The organism is Paraburkholderia sediminicola (assembly GCF_046027825.1).
GTDB classification, from domain to species: Bacteria; Pseudomonadota; Gammaproteobacteria; order Burkholderiales; family Burkholderiaceae; genus Paraburkholderia; species Paraburkholderia sediminicola_D.
In genome coordinates this window covers 88,302-108,532 of record NZ_JAQQDU010000010.1, presented here as the reverse complement: position 1 = coordinate 108,532, position 20,231 = coordinate 88,302, and the positions used below count along the sequence as shown (strand labels likewise).

Genomic DNA, 20,231 nt, shown 5'->3' with positions numbered 1-20,231 from the left:
GCGATTCAGTTGGCTTCGGTGGCCTTCAGTGGCACTCGGTGGCCTGATAGGTGCGGCGTTCCTAGCGAGGCAACGCGAGCTTGATCAGCGCATCGGGCGTGGCCTGTGCCTTCGGCAGATTGCCGACGATGCAACCTTCCTTCATCACGATCACGCGATCCGCCACGCCGATCACTTCAGCCAGATCGCTCGACACGACAATGACCGTGCGGCCCGCTTCAGCCAACCCGTAGAGCAGGCCGTAAATCTCGCTGCGCGCGCCGACGTCGATGCCACGGGTGGGTTCATCCATCAGGAACACATCGATGTCTTCGGCGAGCCAGCGCGACAGAATCACCTTCTGCTGATTGCCACCGGAGAGGGTGCCGATTGGCGTGTCGCCATTACGTGTCTTGATCGCGAGCTTGCCGATGAACGTCTTGGCGGTCTGCGCTTCCTTGCGGCCGTTGAGCACGTTGAAGCGGCTGAAGTGGCGGCGGCAACTGATATTGAGGTTGTCCGATACCGAGGCGATCGACACGATGCCTTCCTGCTTGCGATCTTCCGGACACAACGCGACGCCTGCACGCACGGCATCGCGCGGTGTAGCGAAGCGCACGCGCTTGCCTTTGAGCTCAATCTCGCCGGAAGCCGGTTTGACCGCGCCGTAGATGAGCTTCATCAACTCCGAACGTCCCGCGCCGACCAGGCCGAAGAAGCCAAGGATTTCGCCCTTACGGGCCTTAAACGAAGCCGGTTCGCGTAAGCCACGTCCCATCAATGCCCTGACGTCGAGCTGGACGCCGCCGAGTTCGCGTGAGCGGTAGCCGTACACGTCGGCGATCGAACGACCCACCATGCAACTGATCAGGCGATCGCGATCGAGCCCGTCACCGGCTTCGAACGTATCGATGTGGCGGCCGTCGCGAAACACCGTCACGCGGTCGCACAGTTCGTAGACTTCATCCATTCGATGCGTGACGTAGATGATCGCGCGGCCCTCGGCCTTCAACGCGCGAATGATCCGGAACAGTTGCGTGGTTTCGCGCGACGACAGCGAGCTGGTCGGTTCGTCGAACGCGATCACACGTGCATCGCGCATGAGCGCCTTGCCGATTTCGATCATCTGCCGCTGACCGATCGACAGATTCTTCACCTGCTGCGCAGGATCGATCTTTTCGCCGAGTCTTTCCAACTCGCGCACCGCACGCGCAATCAGCGCCTTTTCATCGAGCACGCCGAAGCGGTTGGGCAGGGCGCCGAGCATCAGGTTTTCGGCAACCGTCAGCTCGGGCACCAGATGCAGTTCCTGATAGATGATCGCGACGCCCGCCGCGATGGCCGCCTTGGTGGTGACGAACTGCTGCTCGACACCATCGAGCAACAAGGTGCCCGCCGCGGGCTGATTCACGCCGGACAGCACTTTGAGCAGTGTCGATTTGCCTGCGCCGTTTTCGCCCATCAAACCGTGTACTTCGCCACGCCGCACGTCGAGCGACACCTGGTCGAGCGCGAGCACGCCGGGAAAGCGCACGGTGATACCGTCGAGTTCCAGATACGGATCAATCGACGTAGACGCAGGCGAGGGCGCTTGCGCGGGTCGCGCCGCTTGGCCCGTTTCGCCAGTGTGAGAAACCGTCATCGAAAGCCTCTAGCGGGTGGACAACCAGTGCGGGCCTTTTCTCGCGTTAGCGTGAGCATCAACGCGAGAAATGGCCCGCAGCGTGCAGACTCGAATACCGCTTAAATTCCGAGCTCTTTACGCACGTCCAGCCAGTTGCTGCGCACCATCAGCTTGCCGGTAGTTTGCGTGTCGGCGGGCGGCTGCTTGCCGTCCTTGATCCACTCGACGAGGTTCTCCGTGCTCTCCTTGCCGTGCATCGTCGAACTCACAGCGATCGTGCCGTAGAAGCCCGTCGGTTCCTTCTTCTGGAACTCGGCAAACGCTTCGCCCGCACCGTTGATGCCGACGCCAATCACATCTGCCGCCGGAATGTGCAGTTGTTCCGTCGCGCGAACGCCGCCCAGCACGCTTTCCTCGTTGAGCGCGAAGATCACCCACTTCTTGATGTTCGGATGCTGCGCGAGCACCGGCGACGACGCGTTGAAACCGCCTTCGTCATCGGTCGTCTTTTGCGGTGCGTCGAAGATGTTTTCCTTCTTGAAACCACCGGCCAACAACGTTTCCGTTGCGCCGTCGGTACGCAGTTTGGCGGTCGGCAGTTCGTAGTTCGTGATGCGCAGCGCGCCGACTTCTTCCGGCTTCCAGCCACGGCGCTTCATCTCTTCGGAGATCGCCGTGCCGACCTGATTGCCGATCTTGAACGCGGACATGCCCAGATGCGGCACGTTCGGCAGCGGCTTGCCGGTGGAGTCGACCAGTTGATCGTCGACCGTGACGAACTTCATGTTGTAACGCTTCGCACGCGCCTGAATCGCCGGTCCGAGTCGCACGTCGGGCGCACAGATCACGAAGCCTTGGGCACCTTGCGCGCCGAGGTTGTCGATTGCGGCCAGCACTTTTTCGCCGTCCGGCGTGCCGATATTGACCACCGAAAAGCCGTCCTTCTGACCGAGCGCGGTGGCGGCTTTCTGTTCGTTGATGAACCAGGCCTGTTCCGGCATCTTCACGAGAAAGCCAACTTTGAGCGACTGATCCGCGTGCGCGGAGAATTGTGCGGCAAAGGGTGCGGCGAGCGCCGCGGCGGCAATCGCGGATAGCGTCAAACGGCGAAGCGTGCTGGTCATATCTGTCTCCTGTCGATCCGGAGTTAGCGCCGTGGCACTGACTCCGGTCCCATGCAACGTAGTTGCTGAGATTTAAACGCTGCGTTGATTTCGTTTATTTGCAGCATGCGGATTCACGGCGGCGTCAGCCTGGACATGGATGAACGCTGGGGTGAGTGGTCAGAAAGCCCACGAATGGTATGAGCCGCCCCAATAACTTTCCAATCCCTTTTTTGGCCATCCCGATATCAATTTCGATATGGCATGATGGAGGCTGAACGACGGCAAATCGTCCGACAGACGGCTTCAAGCCGCATAGGGAGACAGGCCATGACGCGTAGTTACTCGAACTGGTTCGTGCGAGCGCGGCTTAAGACGCGACAGTTGCAACTGCTCGCGGCGATGGAAGAGGAGGGTAACGTCCGGCGTGCCGCCGACGTACTCGGCATGACCCAGCCCGCCGCATCACGGCTGCTGAAAGAGCTGGAGGACATGCTGGAGGTGAGCTTGTTCGACCGCACGCCGCACGGCATGCACGCCACGCTGTATGGCGAAGTGATGATCCGTCACGCGCGCATGGTGCTCTCGAATCTCAGCCACGCGCACGAGGAAATCTCGGCACTGCGTGCCGGTCTGGCCGGCCAGGTGCGCATCGGCGTGATCGCCGCGGCCGCCGCGACGATGGTGCCGCGCGCCATCGCCAGCGTGAAAGAACGTTATCCCCAGTTGCAGATCTGGATGGAGGTGGAAACCTCAGACGTGATGTTGCCGAAGCTCGCCGAAGGTGAACTGGATATCATGATCGGCCGGGTGTTGGAGCGGCAAAACCAGTTCAAGGCCGACGTCCGCTACGAACCGCTCGCCGACGAGCCGCTATGCGTGGTGGCGCGCCCCGGCCATCCTCTCGAAAATGAAACAGGTTTGACACTGCGAGGAATCGTCAACGCGAGCTGGGTTTTGCATCCGCCGGGCAGCGTTCTGCGCCATCGTTTTGATCTGATGTTTTCGCAGATCGGACTGAATCCGCCCCAAAACGTCGTCAATACCAACAACTTTCTGGCGATTTCGAGCTTATTGCTCCAAAGCGACATGTTGGCGGTTTTACCTGATGAAGTGGCGCGTCAGTACCAACAGTACGGTGTTCTCAAGCAGGTACCGATCGAATTACCGTGCAGAATGGATACATTCGGTATCATCACGCGCCAGTCCCACCTGCTTTCGCCGGCGGCCTCCGTCGTGCTGGAAGCCTTGCGGGAAGCCGCTGCCGAGGTCTATGACACCGCTCTCGAGCCGACAGTGGCGCGATAAATGCTTCTCCCATTGCGATAGTCGCAATAGCAGCCGGCGTTTCGGCTCGGGAGGAACACGCGATGTACAACACACACCGAAAACGGCAACGCGCCGTCGACGATTCTTTTTCTGTTCGCTCCGGTGGAGCGAGCGCCTGGTTTAGTAACGGCATGGCTCTCAAATCGACGATTTACAAGGCAGAACTCCAGATCGCCAACATGGACCGGCACTACTACGCCGACCATTCCCTGACGATCGCCCGCCATCCCTCGGAAACCGACGAACGGATGATGGTCCGCGTCGCCGCGTTCGCGCTGTTCGCGCAGGAACGCCTCGAATTCTGCAAAGGTTTGTCGGACGTCGACGAACCGGACCTCTGGCAGAAGGACCTCACCGGCGCGATTGAAACCTGGATCGAAGTCGGCCAGCCGGACGAACGGCGCATCGCCAAGGCGAGCGGCCGCTCGAACGAGGTGATCGTGATCGCCTATGGCGGCCGCACGTCGGACATCTGGTGGCAGGGCGTACGCAGTAAGGTCGAACGCATGCGCAATGTGACGGTATGGTCGCTTGGCGAAGACGTCGCCGCCGCGCTCAGCAAGCTCGCCGAGCGGACCATGCGTCTGCAATGCACCGTGCAGGACGGCGAAGCATGGCTCGGCAGCGCCGAGGCCGATGCGGTGAAGATCGAGTGGACGGTTTTGAAGGCGCCTGCCAACGCCTGATCGTGGCTGATAAGGGCGGTAGCGCTGGTACCGCCGGGTAGGACAGCTAACGCCGGTAGCTCTGGTAGCGCCGGTCGCGGATGCCGCTTGGTTTTATAACCGCCGGTGAGCGCGCGTCGATCTTGACCCCAGCGTGCTGTTCACCGGCCGGGCTGCGACGGCCACGCCCATTACAACGACGTCACACGCGCCGCTTCGGGCGGCCCTTTCAGCTCGACCATATTGCCTTCCGGGTCGAATAGATACAGCGACTGCCCAAACCCATCCGCGCCATAGCGCAAAGCCGCCTCCCCAGGCCGCGCGCCGTGTTCGTCCAGATGCGCCTTGAGCGCCTCGGCATCGAACGGCTCAACGCGCAAACACACGTGATCCATATTCCGGCCCGCGCCCGGCTCGCCGTTCTCGGGATGATCGAGCTTCCCGCCGACCTTTAACAGATCGATCAGCGAGCGCCCCGCCCGTAATTGCGTCAGGCCCAGATCGGCCTGTTCCTTCTCAAGGCTGCAACCGAGCACCTCGCAATAAAAGCGTGTCATCTCCGGGACGTTCGACGCCCGAATGACGATGTGATCAATTTCGCGAATGTGGATTTTCATGTCAAACGCCCCTTGGCTGGTTCGCAGAACAGATGAACAGCCCACCAGTGTAGGAGAAAGGAGGGGCAGCGGGAGCGGGCGATGAAGCAGCCGCGAGGGACAGATCATGAATGATTAGACGAAAAAAAGCCCGCTCTATGTGGAGCGGGCTGAATCCATATCAGGAGGAGACATGGAGGAGACAAGGACTAATATACACATGAGGTTGGTGCGACGCAATAACTTTTTAAGGGAAAACCCGATATCGTGCCAAATTGTCGCAGTTTGAGGCGAAACGAGCGCCTGGCGGGGCTTCAGGTCTACGAGGAAGCGCAATGACAGAGCAAGAACCGGGGCGTAGTGTGTTGGCATGCGGCCTACATTGGTGAGCATCGACACCTCCTTTCCGGGACCATCATGAACCGCACCGACCCTACCGATACCGGCAGCGAAACCGCCGTCGGCACCACCCACTGGGACACCGACGCCGAGCGTTGGGAAGCCGTCAGCCGCCGCGAGCCGCAGGCCGACGGCGCGTTCTTCTACGCCGTCAAAACGACGGGGGTGTTCTGCCGCCCGTCATGCGCGTCGCGCCAGCCGCGCCGCGAAAATGTCGCTTTCTTCACCGATGTAACCGCCGCGCGCGCCGCAGGCTATCGCGACTGCAAGCGTTGCCAGCCCGGCGGCTTGCCACGTGAGCTGGAGATCGTCAATCGCGCGTGCGCCGCGCTGGATGCCGATCCGCAGCAACGCCTCACGCTCGCGCAATTGAGCGATGCGGTGCACGTCAGCCCGTTCCACCTGCAGCGTCTGTTCAAGCGCGTGGTGGGCGTGTCGCCGCGTCAATATCAGGCCGCGCAGCGCGGCGCCGCGTTGCGCGATGCGCTGCAGAGCGGGTCTGATGTGACGCGCGCCACGCTCGATGCCGGCTTCGGCTCACCGTCGCGGATGTACGACAGCGCCTCGGCGGAATTGGGCATGGCGCCGTCCGCGTTTCGCCGCAAGGGCGCGGGGCTCACCGTGCGCTACGCCAGCGCGCCGACCTCCCTCGGCTTCGTGCTGGTCGCCGCAACCGACAAAGGGATCTGCAAAATCGGTTTCGGCGACGATGCCGCGACACTCGCCGACGATCTGCGCGGCGAGTTCGCTAATGCCGAGCTGATCGAAGACACAGCGCGGCTTGCACCGTTCATCGCCCAGATCGACGCGTATCTGCTCGGCACCCGCCAGGACTTCGATCTGCCTCTGGATATCGCCGCCACCGCGTTCCGGCAGCGTGTATGGGACGCCCTGCGGCGCATTCCCTACGGCGAGACCCGCAGCTATTCGCAGATCGCGGAAGCGGTCGGCTCACCCCGCGCCGTGCGCGCAGTGGCAAGCGCGTGTGCGACGAATCCGGTTGCATTGGCGATTCCCTGTCATCGGGTCGTGCAAAAGGGCGGGGCGCTGGCAGGGTATCGCTGGGGCCTGCCGCGCAAGGCCGCGTTGCTCGACAACGAAGCCCAGCACGCAGGCGGCGTTTCGCTCGATGAACCCAATCGCCGCGAACACGCGGCCCTTGCTGCCACCACCAACCTGGACCACGCCGCGTGAGTACGCTTGACGACGTCGCAACACTCGAACTGCCCTTCAAACCACCCTTCGACTGGCCCCGCCTGCTGCGCTTTTTCGGCGGACGCGCCACGCCCGGCGTCGAAGCGGTCGAAGACGGCGCCTATCGCCGCGCGATCGACTGGGCTGGCGACAGCGGCACACTGACCGTGCGCCTGCATCCGCGCAAGCGCTGCATTGTCGCGAACATCGACGGTCCCGCGAGCCGCCACGCCGACGCGCTCGCCGCACCGATCGCGCGGATGTTCGACCTGCGCGCCGATCCGAAGAAAATCGGCAACGAACTGTCCGCCGACCCATGGCTCGCGCCGCTGATCGAAGCGGTGCCGGGCTTGCGCGTACCGGGCGCGTGGTCCGGCTTCGAACTGGTGGTACGCGCGATCGTCGGCCAACAGGTCAGCGTGAAGGCGGCGACCACGATCATCGGACGGCTGGTGCAGCGTGCCGGCGAGCGCATCGAAGGTCATCCGCATGAGAACACCGCCTGGCGCTTTCCGACGCCCGCCGCTCTCGCGGCTGTGGATCTGGACAAGATCGGCATGCCGGGTAAACGCGTAGCGGCTTTGCAAGGCTTCGCGCAGGCGGTCGCGTCAGGCGACGTACCGGTCGACAGCAGCGTCGCCGATGCCGACAGCCTGCGCGCAGCGTTGCTTGCCCTGCCTGGCATCGGTCGATGGACGGTCGAATACGTGGCGATGCGCGCATGGCGTGACGCCGACGCCTGGCCCGCATGGGACCTCGTGCTGATGCAGTCGATCTGCGCGCGCGACCCATCGCTCGTGCGGCCCACGCAGCAACGCACCCGCACCGACGCATGGCGGCCATGGCGCGCGTATGCGGCCATGCATCTGTGGAACGAGGTGGCGGATCGGGCAGGGGCCGCGCGCGGCGGCTGAGGTAGTGTGGCAGTCGGGGAGCATGGCCGCCCGATAGATTGGACCGGCGCCCTCGCCCTTCGGCCACGGTCATACGCTGATCGGGGACAAGCGCGAATCGCGCGACGCGGGTAATCGGTAGCGTAACGAGGCGCGCGGCAGGCCGTTTCGTCCTGAAATTAGGCCGGGGTGTGTCGCCCGAGGGCCCGCCGAAGCGGCCTCAAGCAGCCGTCGTGGCGAGATGTTAAAGTGCCCGCTACCCGAAAATTCCGCCGAACGTTGTCAACCGCGCAGTGCTGCCTGTATGGAGTGAAGCGGCACATGGCGGCCGACAACGCCCGACTCGCATCAATGCCAAACACGACACCTTCCCGCACGAACGACGCGTTATTGCACCGCCTGTCCGTGCTGACCTCAGGCCCGCAGCGCGACTCGCTGATACGTGGCCTGCGCGGCATCGAAAAGGAAAGCCTGCGCGTGACGCCCGAGGGCCAGCTTGCCCTGACGCCGCATCCGGTCGCGCTCGGTTCGGCTCTTACGCATCCGTCGCTCACCACGGACTATTCCGAAGCGCTGATCGAACTGATCACACCGGCTGAGCACGACGTCGCGATCACGCTCGAGAAGCTCGATACGTTGCATCGTTTTGTCTACGCAGAACTCGGCGACGAGATCTTGTGGAACAACTCGATGCCCGGCCTGCTGCCCGACACGGACGACGGCATTCCGATCGCGCATTACGGCACGTCGAATATCGGCAAACTGAAGTACGTGTACCGCATTGGCCTGGCGCTCCGTTACGGCCGCACGATGCAATGTATTGCGGGCATCCACTACAACTATTCGCTGAACGAAGAAGTGTGGCGGGCGTTGCATGCCGACCAGCAATCCACGGCGACCGCCGTCGATTTCCAGTCCGACCGTTACCTTGCGTTGATCCGCAATTTCCGCCGCACCAACTGGCTGCTGATGTACCTGTTCGGCGCATCGCCGGCACTGGATCGCCGCTTCCTCCGCGACCGTAAACACACGCTCGAAACCTTCGACGCCGACACGCTGTATCGCCCGTACGCAACCAGCTTGCGCATGAGCGACCTCGGCTACTCGAACACGACGGCACAAGCCGCGCTGCAGGCCGACTACAACACCTTGGCGGGCTACCTGGATGCACTCGCGAAGGCCGTGAGCCAGCCCTATCCCCCGTACGAGGCGATTGGTACCCAGCGCGACGGCGAGTGGGTGCAGATCAACACAAACGTGCTGCAAATCGAAAACGAGTTCTATTCGACGATCCGTCCGAAGCGCGTCACGTATCCCGGCGAGCGCCCGCTGCACGCGCTGGCTGCGCGCGGCGTGCAATACGTCGAAGTGCGCTGCATGGACATCGATCCGTTTGAGCCGACCGGCATTTCGCTTGAGACGTCGCGTTTTCTCGACGCTTACCTGCTGGTCTGCGCGCTCGACGACAGCGCACAACTGCCGCCGGACGCCTATGCGGAGGCGAACCAGAACTTTGGCCGCGTGACGATGGAAGGCCGCAAACCGGGCCTCGAACTAACGCGCGACGGCAACCCGATCGCGATGACGGACTGGGCAAACGAACTGCTCACCAAAATCGACGCAGCCGCTGCAACGCTCGACGCTTTGCACGGCGGCGACCAGCACGCGCGCGCCGTGACGGTTCAGCGCGCCAAGTTGGCGGACGCATCGCTGACGCCGTCGGCGCGCGTATTGCAGACGATGCGCGACAAGCAGCAGAGCTTCCTTGCCTTCGGCCTTGAGCAAAGCGAGGCGCACGCCGCTTATTTCCGCTCGCGTCCGCTGGATGCCGCCCAGACCAAGGAATTCACCGACCTTGCAGCGCAATCGCTTGCAGAGCAGGCGAAGCTTGAACGGGAAGAGGTGGGTTCATTCGACGCATTCGTCGCAGCATACCGGGCGTACACGCTAAACCGGTTTAGCGTCTAGGCGACAAAGGTAGTTGCGCCGGAAAAAGCGACCCTGGGGGAAATGCCGTTCAGCGAACACTGAACGGCATTTTGCCTTGTGAAACAGGAAGCAGCCTTGGAGGGCTGCTTTTTTATTGTGCACCGGTAACGTCTGCGCAAAGCGATGCTGGCCGCCTAACAGTATCGGCAAAATCTCCGCTCGTTTTGTCCATTCGCAAATGGGTATGAAACACCGTGCCGGGGAAGCGGTCCAACTTACACGACACGCTCCAGAGCGGGAGGCTTCAGCGAAATGAAAAAAGGTCTGTTGGCAGTACTGTGCCTGGTGTCGGCGGCGGGATGTTCGACGCAGGGTCAGGTCGATCCGGACGTCATGCAGATCGCGACTACCCCGTTGACGTGTTCGACCAAAACCGAGTGCGATGTCTGGTGGCAGCGCGCGCAGACGTGGGTGGCGAGTCATTCGAAGTACAAGATCGAATCTGCGACTGACACTTTGATCCAGACGGCGGGCCCGGACGGCGGCAAGCGCGCGCTGGCATACCAGATTACGCGCACACAGAACCCGGACGGCACGGCAACGATTGGATTCGCGGCACATTGTGATGGCTCGATGGGCTGCAAACCGAACCCATGGGAGGCGGGCGCCGACTTCAAGGAATACGTCCGAGGCACCACTGCGGGCGAGCCGCAGGACGGTGCAAAACCAACGCAGCCGGGGCCAACGGCGATGCACCCAGACGCCATGCAGGGCCAGTCGATCCCGGGAACGAGTGGGGAAGCGGTAACGCAGTGAGGGGGAAACGGCAAAGCCGTCTGCGAGGAGAACGCGCCCACGCATGAACCGCGAGTGCGGCACTGAGTAAACCAGCCGCGCGAAAACACGGCGAGTCGTCTTAAGAACTACGCTTCGGCGCGCGCAGCGCCGCCGGAAGAATGACGCCCGTGTCACTGGCGCCGAATGTGCGAAGACACAGATTCCAGATGCACCACTACCGCAACTGCGCGGGGGACCCGCTTAAGAACTAGCGGTATAAGCCGCTTTCTTTGCTTATCTTTCTTTGCGGCGGCAAAGAAAGTAAGTGCCGCCCCGCACAGGGGCGACGCTAATAAACCAATATCAATTCAAGGAAAGGCCAACGCCACAGGCACACAGACGACCAAGCGCCGCGCGGCAAAAAACTCATCAATGCCCCATAGAAGGCCCGACCCCCTTCCTGGGTTTAGTCACCCAAACAAGCACAGCCAGCACAAGAAACGCCGCACACGAGATGCGGAAAAAGTCATTAGTGGCCATCATATAAGCCTGCGCCGTCACAACCTGATTCAACTGAGCCGTGAGACTATCCCCCGAAAGCCCAAGACTCGCCAACCCATTGGTATAAGCATTCGTATTAGCCGAATAAACATTAACAGAATCAGTCAACATCGCATGATGATAAATCGTATCGTTTTCCCAATAAGTCGTACTAACAGCCGTCCCAATCGCCCCTGACAGAGTCCGAAAAAAGTTCGACAACCCAGAAGCACTAGCAAGCCGATCATCCGACACGCTGGACAGCGTAATGGTCGTCATCGGGACAAAGAAACAAGCCACCCCAATCCCTTGCACCAACCGCGGCCAGATCACATGATTGAACGGCACATCGAGCGTAAAAGTCGAGTTCCAGAACGACACAAACGCGAACACGATGAACGCAAAACTCGCCACTACACGCAGGTTCAACCGATGCATGTTCTTGCCGATCATCGGCGACAAAAACAGCGCGAGAATGCCGACCGGCGCCGTTGCCAAACCGGCAAGCCCCGCGGTGTAACCCATCACCGTCTGCAGCCAGAGCGGGAAAATCACCACTGACCCGAAGAACGCCATAAACCCGAACGAAATAATCACCACGCCGAGCGCGAAGTTCCGATCCTTGAATAGCGAGAGATCGACAACGGGTTCCTTGTCCGTCATCTCCCACACCAGCAGGAACGCAATCGACACCACCGCGATAATCGCCAGCGTGATAATAAACGTCGAGTTGAACCAGTCGCGATCCTTGCCGAGGTCGAGCACCATCTGCAGACACGACACGCCGATCACGAGCAACGCGAGGCCGATCGCATCGATACGCTGTTTGGTGACCTTCGTCTCACGGCCGCGCAGCAACAGGAACGCGCACACCGCCGAGAACAACCCGATCGGCACATTGATGTAGAAGATCCACGGCCACGTGTAGTTATCGGTGATATAGCCGCCCATCACGGGTCCGAAAATCGGCGCGCAAATCACGGTCATCGCCCAGAGGCCGAGCGCGAGCCCACGCTTCTCCGGTGGATACGAGCGCATCAGAATCGTCTGCGAAAGCGGGACCATCGGCCCCGAAACGAGCCCTTGCAGAAGCCGGAACGCGATCAGCGACTCGAAGTTGTGCGCAAAGCCGCACAGCGCCGAGGCGATCGTGAACAGCAGAACGGACAGCGTGAACAGCCGCACCTCACCGACGCGCCGCGCGAGCCAGCCGGTCAACGGCACGGCGATCGCGGAGGCCACGGAATACGATGAGATGACCCAGGTGCCCTGACTGGTCGCCACACCGAGGCTGCCGGAAATGGTCGGCACCGCCACGTTCGCGATCGAAGTGTCGAGCACTTCCATGAACGTGCCGAGCGCAAGACCGACGGTGAGCAACGCCAGCGTCCCGCCCTTAAGTGGGGCGAGTTCGGCGGCGGGTAGGGCTTCGGCGGGAGCCGTGGCAGCCATGTGTGTTTCTCCTCAGCTGGGAAAGCTTGTCACGGCAGCCTTATCGCACCCCGCGAATGGCGCGCTTACATGCCGGATCACCCTCTGCCCAGACAGACATTTTCAAACAATGGCGCTCTTGAAAGCGCCTCTTGGTTACTGCCCGCCGTGATCTGGCGGCGGCTCTTCGGGTGAATCTTCCAGCGATTCCTGCGGGGACCCGACGCCGCAACACGCGATGGCTCCCTCACCGATGCCGTTCGCAATGAAGCGGCCAAGCAGGTCGAGCAAGGTGGCGTGGTCCGCCGCGGAAAATCCGCGCAACTGCTCGTTCAGCACGGCGGCGCCCAGGCTGGGCAATTGCCGCGCGGCTTCGTGGCCCTGCGGCGTCAGCTCCAGCTTGACCATCCGGCGGTCGGCGTCGCTGCGCGTGCGCACGATAAAGCCTTTCTTTTCAAGGCGATCGAGCAGACGCGTCATCGACCCACTGTCATACGACATGACCCGCGACAACTCGAACGGCGTGCTCGCGCGTTGCGCCGACAACACCAGAATCACGCCAATCTGCTGAGCAGTCAGTCCTAACGGTTTGACCGCACGGTCCATCCGCTCGACAAGCACGTTTCGCGCTTTCGTCAGGTAATAGCCAAGACTCGATTCGAGGTGAATCTCGTCCGCGTTGTAGGGGCCGTCAGTCATCGTGTATCCGGGAACATCGTCGAGCAGAACGAATTCTAGCTGCCTAAGCAGACAAGTCAAACTCCGTTTCGCGTAGCGCGAACAGCGCAAAAAACAACACCGCTGCGGCGCGCGAAGCAAAGTATCTTGAAATTTAATTGCATAGTCAATATTATTATAGGCAACGAGTTACGCGCGATCCGCGCCACCCGAGACCATGTTCTGACCCGATTGTCTGCACGCCGCAATGGCGCCGTGCGAAAAGGATTTCCCCGATGCTGTACCTCAAAAACACCCTTGGCGGCTTGAGCCGCTCCCTGACCGATTCCGCGCTGAGCAGCTTTCAAGGGCCGCACCGCTGGTGGAAACTGGCGTTGTTCGCTGTGCTGTTCGTGCTGCCGGGTGGATCGGTGGGGGTCGCGGTGTTGGCATGGGCGGAGCATCGGCGAGGGCAGAAGGGGGCTAAGGCTGCCTCAGCGAAATTGGCGGGGCCCGCCATTGCGGCAAGCAGCGCCGCTATTGCCGCTGACGCAAGCCCGGCAAGCGCGTGTCAGGCACGCTCAGGTGCGCCGTGCCGCGCTGCAGCCGGCAAGCTGGCCCGGCAGACTACGTCCTCGGATTCGCGGGTTTAATTCTCTTCTCGCCGCGCCAGCGTTCGTTGCCTTCGCGGCGTTTTTGCGTCGCCCAAGGCAACGAAGCTGGTAATAGCACGTAACCATCCCGCCCCCTTCAGTAACACACCTCCGCCGTCCCCCGCATTACCCTTTCAGTTTCCCGCGCCCAAGCGGGCCCATACGCTAACATTCCGGCAGAGCCATGATCTCGCCCGGCCAGCAGTGCCGCCATTGGCCGCATTGCGGCGTCCTGAAGGAATCCATTGCATGCAGTTTGAACGAATCGCGCGCGCGCGGACGCTTGCGCCCCGCGCCCTGACTATCGCAGTCGCTGCGGCCCTCGCCACCCTGCTGGCCGGTTGCGTGGTCGGCCCCGACTACAAACGGCCCGCGGCCGAGATCCCCGCGTCCTATAAGGAAGCCGCCCCCGGCTGGAAAGTCGCCCAGCCCGCCGATCAGCATGACCGCGGCGACTGGTGGACCATTTACGAAGACCCACAACTCAACGCGCTCGAAGACAAGCTGAACGCATCGAACCAGACTATCGCCCAATACGCCGCCGCCTACCGGCAGGCACGAGCGCTGGTTAGCGAGGCCCGCGCGGCGTATTTCCCGACCGTCGGTGCATCGGCAGGCGGTACGCGTTCCGGCTATGGTTCGTCGTCCAGTAGCAGCACGACGACCACCTCGAGCCGCTCCGGCATCAGCAACAGCTACAACGTGCAACTCGACGCAAGCTGGGAGCCGGACCTGTGGGGTTCGGTCACCCGCTCGGTGAATTCGCAGAAAGCCGGCCAGCAGGGCGCCGCCGCCGATCTGGCGAATGCGCGGCTGTCCGCCCAAGGCACGCTCGCGCAAACCTATTTCTCGCTGCGCGCGCTCGACTCCACCCAGAAGCTGCTCGACGACACCGTCGTGGCCTATCAGAAATCGCTGCAGCTCACGCAGAATCAGTACGCGGCAGGCGTCGCCGCACGCTCGGACGTGATTCAGGCGCAAACGCAGTTGCAATCGGCGCAAGCGGCCGCAATCGACAACGGTGTGCAGCGCGCGCAGGACGAGCACGCGATCGCCGTGCTCGTCGGCGAACCGGCCTCAACCTTCTCGATTCCGCCGATGCCGCTGACCGCCACGCCGCCTGCCGTGCCCGAGCAGATGCCGTCGGCGCTGCTCGAGCGGCGTCCGGATATCGCGTCGGCCGAGCGCAAGGCGGCCGCAGCGAACGAACAGATCGGCGTCGCGATCGCGGCGTTCTTCCCGTCGCTCACGCTGTCAGCCACCGGCGGCTTCGAGAGTTCGGTGTTCTCGCAACTGCTGACCTTACCGTCGCGCTTCTGGACGCTCGGCCCGCAGCTCGCCGGTACGATCTTCGACGCCGGCTTGCGGCAGGCCAAGACCGAAGCCGCTCGCGCGGCCTACGATCAGGAGGTGGCTGTCTACCGTCAAACGATTCTGGCCGCGTTCCAGGACGTCGAGGACAATCTTGCCTCGCAGCGCATTCTCGAACAGGAAATCGTCGTGCAGCGGCAAGCGGTGGATTCAGCGCGTCAGGCGGTCGACATCGTCACCAACGAGTACAAGGCGGGTACGGTTGGCTACGTCAACGTGCTGACCGCGCAGACCACGGCCTTCCAGGCCGAACAAAAGCTGGAGAGCCTCGCAGGGCAGCGGATGGTGTCGTCGGTGGGCCTGGTGAAGGCGCTCGGCGGCGGCTGGGATGTGTCGCAAATGAACCGCGAAACGGGCGATGTGGCGGCGCCCGCGCCGCTGCCGGCAGCGTCGGCGACGCCTGTCGCGCAAAGCGGGGCCACGCCGCAACCGGCGCAGAGCAACTAGGCGGGCGATTCGCCAAGGCAAAGCCAAGCAAAAGCAAAAGCAAAAGAGGCATGCCCGCGCAACGCGGCCATGCCTCTTTTTTATTCACCCAATGGTATTGATTCACGCGGTGGGCGCATCGCGCGAACGGCCTCCGATCACCTCAACCGCGTGACTCGCGCTTCAAACCCTCACCTTAATGCACGAACTTCAGTGTACGAAAGTCAGCGCGACCGTATCCGGTCCGCTTGGCCGGCCCAACAGGTTCAGGAGTCCCGCGAGGTTGTCACGCGCTTCCGGAGCGGCGCTGGCCGTCCCATGAAACGATGTCGAGGCTGGCGACACGCTACCGTTGCCGGTCAGCATCAGCGGCCCCTTGAGGGTCGTCAGATCCAGCGTGGACGACGCACCCTGCGCCTGGAACACCAGCCGATAGGAACCGAGCGGCTTGACCAGCGAGACGCGCGAACTGACATCGTTGAGGGTCACAGTCAGCTGGCCGAACGCTTCCTGATTGAAGCTGCGCCAATCGGACCATGCGAGGCGCACGTCGCCTTGCAGATCGAGCGTATTGAACGGCGCGCCCAGGCCGCTCAGCAGCGAAGCCGGCACCGCCATCGCTCCCGGCGTGACGGTGGCGCTGCGCAGGGTCGCGTCGACGGTGATCGGGTCGGGCATCGCTTCGCTGTGCCGCATGATCATCCGCACACGGCCGGTGAAGAGCGGCCAGAACGCGGTACGCCATTCGATCCGCCCCGGCAGCAGGGTCGCCGCGCTCATGTCGGAACCGGCGGCGAGCATCAGCGTAGCCGAGCCGTGCCACAGCGAGCCGGCCGGATCGACGAGATTGACGTGACCACGGGTCTGTTTGGCGAACTGCGGCGTGATCCAGGCTGCCGGCAACAGCGTGAGCAGCACAGCCGCACTCGCCAGCACCGCGACCACCAGCCAGGGTAGCGCGACGCGCAGGCGCCGCATCCAGTAAGTCATGCGAGATCCTGTAGCGGCGCGGTCATTTCGCGGTAGACGGCTGCATCGAAGCCGTCAGATCCACCTGGCCGTCTTCCTTGAGCGCGGTTACGTGCGCCTCGGCGACCTGCACCTTGAACTGCTTGCGCGCGTCGTCAACCCAGCTCGTCCATGCGGGGAACGACGCATTCTTCATCTGGATCTGCACCGCGTTGCCGATCACCTGCACCTGGGTCGCGGCAAGGCCGTGATCGCTGAGCGAGGCGGTGAGGGCGTCCTTTAACGCCGCGCCGGTCGGCGCGACACCTTGAGCCGCCGCGGAGAGCTGGCGCGCTTCATTCGACTGCGCGGTCATCTGCGCCAGTTGGCGCTGCAAGCTGGGCAGCGATTCACGCAGATGCGCGCGGCCATCCTGCGCCGGCGCCCACAGCACCGACCACGCGATCACGACGGCCAGCACTCCGCCGCCCCACGCCAGCAGCGTTTTTTCGCGCTCGGTGCGCTGGTCCCAGAATCCAGCCCAGCTTTGGGCAAGTTCAGCTTTCATTGTCCGTTCCTGATGGTCCACTTGCCGGTGTTGCTATCGATCGCGCCGGTCAGGCCGTTGCGCGCAAGGCGCTTGGTGAAATCGGCATCGAGTTTCACTTCGGGCTTGAAGGTCACATCGAGCCGCCGGTCGTGATAGTCGAGCGCGGCGATGCCGTTGACCGGCACCGGCGCCAACGAACGCGCCAAGCCATCGGCGAGCGACAGAAAATCGTCCGGCGACAGTTCACCCGCCGCCACCCGCAACTGCTGCAGCTGACGCGACATCTGATCGGGCGCATCGAGCACGACCGTCGTCTTGGGGAAGGTGTTGAGGAGCAACTCGGTCATCTGCGTGTTGATCGCGTCGCGCTGACGCGAGAGCATCAGCCACTGCACGTTCGAGCCGATAATCGCGATCACCAGCGCGCCGACCGCCAGCATGACCGGCAGGCGCAGACGCCGCAGTGTCGCGCGGTCGAGCCGCCACGGCTGCGAGGCGAACTCGAACTGACACAGGTCGAAGCGGCACGTCAGCGCACGGCGCGCGAGTTGTTCGAACGGCAACGGGCTGGCCCCGTGCACATAGGCGGCGAGCTTCGCCGGGCTCGTTGCTGCGAGACTCGGCTCGTTGCCGGGCACCTCCGTCAGCATGTACAGCGAGACCGGCGCGGCGCCGGCAAGCGCGCTGAGCGTTGCGTTCACTGCGCTAGCCGGCACCGCCAGCCCCTCGCCTTGCACGCCGCGCGCGATCGCCAGTTCGACGCGTGGCGCACCGTTCACCACCACGCTTTCGACCGCGCCTTCAAGCAGGAACGCGGGCGCGGTCTGGACGACAGCGCCGAGCACGGCCGCCACCATCGGCACGGCCGACGCGACGCCCGGAGCGATGACCGGCGCCACGCCCGGCAGCGACGTCGCCACGCTAGCCGAGCCCGCTACGACCGGCTCGCCCGCGTTGACCATTTCCGCGACTTCGGCGGGTGTATCGAGCGCGACGGCTTGCGGCAGGCAGCGCGTGACCGGCACGGCGCGCACGCTGCGGTGGCCGGCGGCGGCAAAGCCTTCGCAGATGAAGCGGAACCAGCCGCGGTCGATGATCGCGAGCAACTGCCGGCCGCCTGCGACCGGTTGCGGGTCGACGGCGATGTGACAGGTTTGCGGGTCCTGGATCAGTTGATCCTCGACGATATTCGGCAATGCCTGACGTAGCCGCGGGCCGCGCAATGGTGGCAGCTTGGCGGGCATCATCAGCAGGTCGCGGGCGGCGACCATCAGCACCGTCGACGAAGCGCGCGGCAGCAGCGCGAGCGTCGAGCGGCCCGCGCGTTGGGTGCGGCCCGACTTGTCGAGCAGCACGAACGGCAACTCCGGAAGTTGCCATTCCTGCGATGGCACCGCCGGATCACGCGGCGGCAATAGGACGATCAGCGTGCTCAAAGGCCACTCTCTCTGGGAAAGGCGTTATTCATAATTGATCTTGTATCCGCACGATACGCGTAGTGTGAGTCAATGCGTCGCGATAGACGAGGGTCGTGCGGTCCACTACCGCGCGTTCGTGCTGCACGCGGCCGTGGATCAGAAAGTAGTTCGTGTTGACGTCCATTTCATTCGGATCGATTGCGGCCGACGGTACGCCGGAACCGACCAAGGCGAGTTGCACGTCGCTGACGTTACGGAAAAATACCGTCTGCCGGCGCGCGACGAAGGCTTGCGCGGCGGACAGACTCATTCCTGGCACGATCGCCGCGACCACTTCGGCGGAGGCCGTATTCATGTTGACCGCCGATACCGTGGGCAGCACGGTGACGAACGGCCGCAAGCGCGCGACCATTTCCGGCGTATAGCCGGGGATATCGAGCAGCGCATCGACGCTGGTCATTTGCAGCGGCGCGACCGCCGCGTTGTCGTCGCCGTCTTCAATACCGGGTTTATCGGTGAAGCTGCCGCCGGTGGCGCCACCGCCTGGGGCGATCGGGGTCGCCGTTGTCCCGGCGGCGGAGGTGACCGTCTGAAAACGCGTTGCCGATTGAGCAAGACTCGCGCGTACCTGCACGGCGGTGGTTTTTGCCAGTGCGCTGTTCACGCCGAGGGATACCAGCAGGCGCTGGTAGGCGTCGATCTGCTCGGCGTTGAGTTGCATGACGCCGGGCGCCGGGCTCGAGACCAGATTACGGAGGTTGAATTTGGCCTGGGCGTCTTCGATCGAGCCGGAGAGATAGGTTTCCTGGCCTTGCTCGGCTCGAACTTCGCCTATTTGCCCGAGGAAATCTGACAGACGTGTTTTAGCAATGGGGACGCCCCATACGCCGCCTAAGTAGGTGATGCCTGCTGAGGTGTCGCCCTCCGAGCGGAGGATCAGGCGCGTCCAGTCCAGCGCGCCTCGGGCGACCCATTGCGCCTGGGAGAGGAGACGTTGGTTTTCTATCCTTCGGATTTGGACTTGCTGGCGCCAGAGCATGCCCGATACTAATATCGCTGATAGCGCGACTACTAGTAGGGCGCTGATTATTGCTACTCCCTGTTGTTTTGCCTGCGGCGGCTTTCTTGGCTGTGTGCGTGCGGTGTTGGCCTTTCCTTGATTTGCCTGCGGCCGCTTTCCTGGCTGTGCGCCTGCGGCGTTGGCCTTTCCTTGATTTGCCTGCGACAGCTTTCCTGCCTGTGTGCCTGCGGCGTTGGCCTTTCCTTGATCTGCCTGCAGCGGCTTTCCTGCCTGTACGCCTGCGGCGTTGGCCTTTCCTTGATTTCTTATCGGTTTATTAGCTTTCCCCCTGTGCGGGGGGGCACCTACTTTTCTTTGCCTGCCGCAAAGAAAAGTAGGCAAAAGAAAGCGGCTCCAACCGCTAATTCTTAAGCGGGTCCCCTGGCTTGGAGGTGGTGCATCTGGAATCTGTGGCCCCACACCCCCAACCCGGAGTGACAAGGCAGTCATACTTCCCGCCTCGCGCTGCGCGCTCGCCGGAAGGGTCTGCTTTGAACACCATTCGCTTCGTTTTAGGTGGGTGGGGGCCATCGGCTTCGCCTCGGCGATGCGCCCAACCAAATTTTCTGCAGATGCCTGTGCGTGCGGACTGGTGGGTACGACCGAAAGGCCCGTCGCGTCGGGACGGCCGAATGATGAGAGCGCCGGCGCCGATGAAAGCAGCTGGGCGTCTGCGCGTGCAAAGGCGG

The 20,231-nt window shown here is 62.8% G+C and carries 17 protein-coding genes; 8 read left to right on the top strand and 9 right to left on the bottom strand.

Translation table 11 applies throughout. From position 1 onward, the window contains the following. Positions 1–61: 61 nt before the first annotated feature. A complete protein-coding gene (gene araG / locus PQQ96_RS07970; RefSeq protein WP_408290605.1) occupies positions 62–1,621 on the bottom strand; it encodes an L-arabinose ABC transporter ATP-binding protein AraG in 1,560 nt (519 codons plus the stop codon). Positions 1,622–1,722: 101 nt separating this feature from the next. Continuing rightward, positions 1,723–2,727, bottom strand: a complete 1,005-nt coding sequence (locus PQQ96_RS07965; protein ID WP_408290603.1) for an arabinose ABC transporter substrate-binding protein — start codon at positions 2,725–2,727, stop codon at positions 1,723–1,725. Positions 2,728–3,036: 309 nt separating this feature from the next. On the opposite strand from PQQ96_RS07965, the gene PQQ96_RS07960 reads away from it, so the two are divergent. Both PQQ96_RS07960 and PQQ96_RS07955 read left to right on the top strand, forming a co-directional pair. Then, the gene (locus PQQ96_RS07960; protein ID WP_408290601.1) at positions 3,037–4,014 is read left to right on the top strand and encodes a LysR family transcriptional regulator; all 978 of its coding nucleotides are present in this window, start codon (positions 3,037–3,039) and stop codon (positions 4,012–4,014) included. Positions 4,015–4,166: 152 nt separating this feature from the next. Then, positions 4,167–4,721, top strand: coding sequence for a YaeQ family protein (locus PQQ96_RS07955; RefSeq protein ID WP_074281756.1), 555 nt, complete (start codon positions 4,167–4,169; stop codon positions 4,719–4,721). 170 nt (positions 4,722–4,891) lie between these two features. Here the strand turns inward: PQQ96_RS07955 and PQQ96_RS07950 are convergent, their stop codons facing one another. Further along, positions 4,892–5,317 (bottom strand): VOC family protein, encoded by a 426-nt coding sequence (locus PQQ96_RS07950; RefSeq protein ID WP_408290599.1) that lies wholly within the window; start codon positions 5,315–5,317, stop codon positions 4,892–4,894. Positions 5,318–5,713: 396 nt separating this feature from the next. Between PQQ96_RS07950 and ada the strand changes: the two genes are divergently transcribed. The 4 genes from ada (at position 5,714) to PQQ96_RS07930 (ending at position 10,527) form a co-directional block, all read left to right on the top strand. Further along, on the top strand, positions 5,714–6,889 hold the full coding sequence (gene ada / locus PQQ96_RS07945) for a bifunctional DNA-binding transcriptional regulator/O6-methylguanine-DNA methyltransferase Ada (protein WP_408290597.1): 1,176 nt from the start codon (positions 5,714–5,716) through the stop codon (positions 6,887–6,889). Next, complete coding sequence (locus PQQ96_RS07940; RefSeq protein WP_408290596.1) at positions 6,886–7,803, top strand: DNA-3-methyladenine glycosylase family protein; 918 nt, start codon at positions 6,886–6,888, stop codon at positions 7,801–7,803. Before ada ends, PQQ96_RS07940 begins: the two co-directional genes overlap by 4 nt. Positions 7,804–8,133: 330 nt before the next feature. Continuing rightward, on the top strand, positions 8,134–9,750 hold the full coding sequence (gshA, locus tag PQQ96_RS07935; protein ID WP_408290594.1) for a glutamate--cysteine ligase: 1,617 nt from the start codon (positions 8,134–8,136) through the stop codon (positions 9,748–9,750). 273 nt (positions 9,751–10,023) lie between these two features. Continuing rightward, on the top strand, positions 10,024–10,527 hold the full coding sequence (locus PQQ96_RS07930; RefSeq protein WP_408290592.1) for a hypothetical protein: 504 nt from the start codon (positions 10,024–10,026) through the stop codon (positions 10,525–10,527). A 390-nt stretch (positions 10,528–10,917) separates the two neighbouring features. Here the strand turns inward: PQQ96_RS07930 and PQQ96_RS07925 are convergent, their stop codons facing one another. Continuing rightward, a complete protein-coding gene (locus tag PQQ96_RS07925; RefSeq protein ID WP_408290590.1) occupies positions 10,918–12,480 on the bottom strand; it encodes a DHA2 family efflux MFS transporter permease subunit in 1,563 nt (520 codons plus the stop codon). A gap of 135 nt (positions 12,481–12,615) precedes the next feature. Continuing rightward, positions 12,616–13,158 (bottom strand): MarR family winged helix-turn-helix transcriptional regulator, encoded by a 543-nt coding sequence (locus tag PQQ96_RS07920; RefSeq protein WP_408290589.1) that lies wholly within the window; start codon positions 13,156–13,158, stop codon positions 12,616–12,618. Positions 13,159–13,412: 254 nt separating this feature from the next. Here PQQ96_RS07920 and PQQ96_RS07915 point away from each other — a divergent pair, with 254 nt between their 5' ends. Beyond that, positions 13,413–13,769, top strand: coding sequence for a hypothetical protein (locus PQQ96_RS07915; protein ID WP_408290587.1), 357 nt, complete (start codon positions 13,413–13,415; stop codon positions 13,767–13,769). Positions 13,770–14,018: 249 nt separating this feature from the next. Then, positions 14,019–15,587: an efflux transporter outer membrane subunit gene (locus PQQ96_RS07910; protein ID WP_408290585.1), complete on the top strand. Its 1,569-nt coding sequence runs from the start codon at positions 14,019–14,021 to the stop codon at positions 15,585–15,587. Positions 15,588–15,776: 189 nt separating this feature from the next. Here the strand turns inward: PQQ96_RS07910 and PQQ96_RS07905 are convergent, their stop codons facing one another. From PQQ96_RS07905 to gspK, 4 genes are read right to left on the bottom strand one after another with little or no spacing between them, the layout of a single operon-like run. Continuing rightward, positions 15,777–16,556, bottom strand: a complete 780-nt coding sequence (locus PQQ96_RS07905) for a type II secretion system protein N (protein ID WP_408290583.1) — start codon at positions 16,554–16,556, stop codon at positions 15,777–15,779. 22 nt (positions 16,557–16,578) lie between these two features. Next, a complete protein-coding gene (locus PQQ96_RS07900) occupies positions 16,579–17,082 on the bottom strand; it encodes a type II secretion system protein M (RefSeq protein ID WP_408290581.1) in 504 nt (167 codons plus the stop codon). Continuing rightward, positions 17,079–18,500: a type II secretion system protein GspL gene (gene gspL, locus PQQ96_RS07895; protein ID WP_408290579.1), complete on the bottom strand. Its 1,422-nt coding sequence runs from the start codon at positions 18,498–18,500 to the stop codon at positions 17,079–17,081. The genes PQQ96_RS07900 and gspL overlap by 4 nt, the downstream gene beginning before the upstream one ends. A 28-nt stretch (positions 18,501–18,528) precedes the next feature. Next, entirely contained in the window at positions 18,529–19,572 is a 1,044-nt protein-coding gene (gspK, locus tag PQQ96_RS07890; protein WP_408290649.1) for a type II secretion system minor pseudopilin GspK, read from the bottom strand. Between the last annotated feature and the right edge of the window lie 659 nt (positions 19,573–20,231).

What these genes read in the sequence shown, in the direction of transcription:
- araG (WP_408290605.1), bottom strand. Translation starts at nt 1,621, where the DNA reads ATGACGGTTTCTCACACTGGCGAAACGGGCCAAGCGGCGCGACCCGCG.
- PQQ96_RS07965 (WP_408290603.1), bottom strand. Translation starts at nt 2,727, where the DNA reads ATGACCAGCACGCTTCGCCGTTTGACGCTATCCGCGATTGCCGCCGCG.
- PQQ96_RS07960 (WP_408290601.1), top strand. Translation starts at nt 3,037, where the DNA reads ATGACGCGTAGTTACTCGAACTGGTTCGTGCGAGCGCGGCTTAAGACG.
- PQQ96_RS07955 (WP_074281756.1), top strand. Translation starts at nt 4,167, where the DNA reads ATGGCTCTCAAATCGACGATTTACAAGGCAGAACTCCAGATCGCCAAC.
- PQQ96_RS07950 (WP_408290599.1), bottom strand. Translation starts at nt 5,317, where the DNA reads ATGAAAATCCACATTCGCGAAATTGATCACATCGTCATTCGGGCGTCG.
- ada (WP_408290597.1), top strand. Translation starts at nt 5,714, where the DNA reads ATGAACCGCACCGACCCTACCGATACCGGCAGCGAAACCGCCGTCGGC.
- gshA (WP_408290594.1), top strand. Translation starts at nt 8,134, where the DNA reads ATGCCAAACACGACACCTTCCCGCACGAACGACGCGTTATTGCACCGC.
- PQQ96_RS07930 (WP_408290592.1), top strand. Translation starts at nt 10,024, where the DNA reads ATGAAAAAAGGTCTGTTGGCAGTACTGTGCCTGGTGTCGGCGGCGGGA.
- PQQ96_RS07925 (WP_408290590.1), bottom strand. Translation starts at nt 12,480, where the DNA reads ATGGCTGCCACGGCTCCCGCCGAAGCCCTACCCGCCGCCGAACTCGCC.
- PQQ96_RS07920 (WP_408290589.1), bottom strand. Translation starts at nt 13,158, where the DNA reads ATGACTGACGGCCCCTACAACGCGGACGAGATTCACCTCGAATCGAGT.
- PQQ96_RS07915 (WP_408290587.1), top strand. Translation starts at nt 13,413, where the DNA reads ATGCTGTACCTCAAAAACACCCTTGGCGGCTTGAGCCGCTCCCTGACC.
- PQQ96_RS07910 (WP_408290585.1), top strand. Translation starts at nt 14,019, where the DNA reads ATGCAGTTTGAACGAATCGCGCGCGCGCGGACGCTTGCGCCCCGCGCC.
- PQQ96_RS07905 (WP_408290583.1), bottom strand. Translation starts at nt 16,556, where the DNA reads ATGACTTACTGGATGCGGCGCCTGCGCGTCGCGCTACCCTGGCTGGTG.
- PQQ96_RS07900 (WP_408290581.1), bottom strand. Translation starts at nt 17,082, where the DNA reads ATGAAAGCTGAACTTGCCCAAAGCTGGGCTGGATTCTGGGACCAGCGC.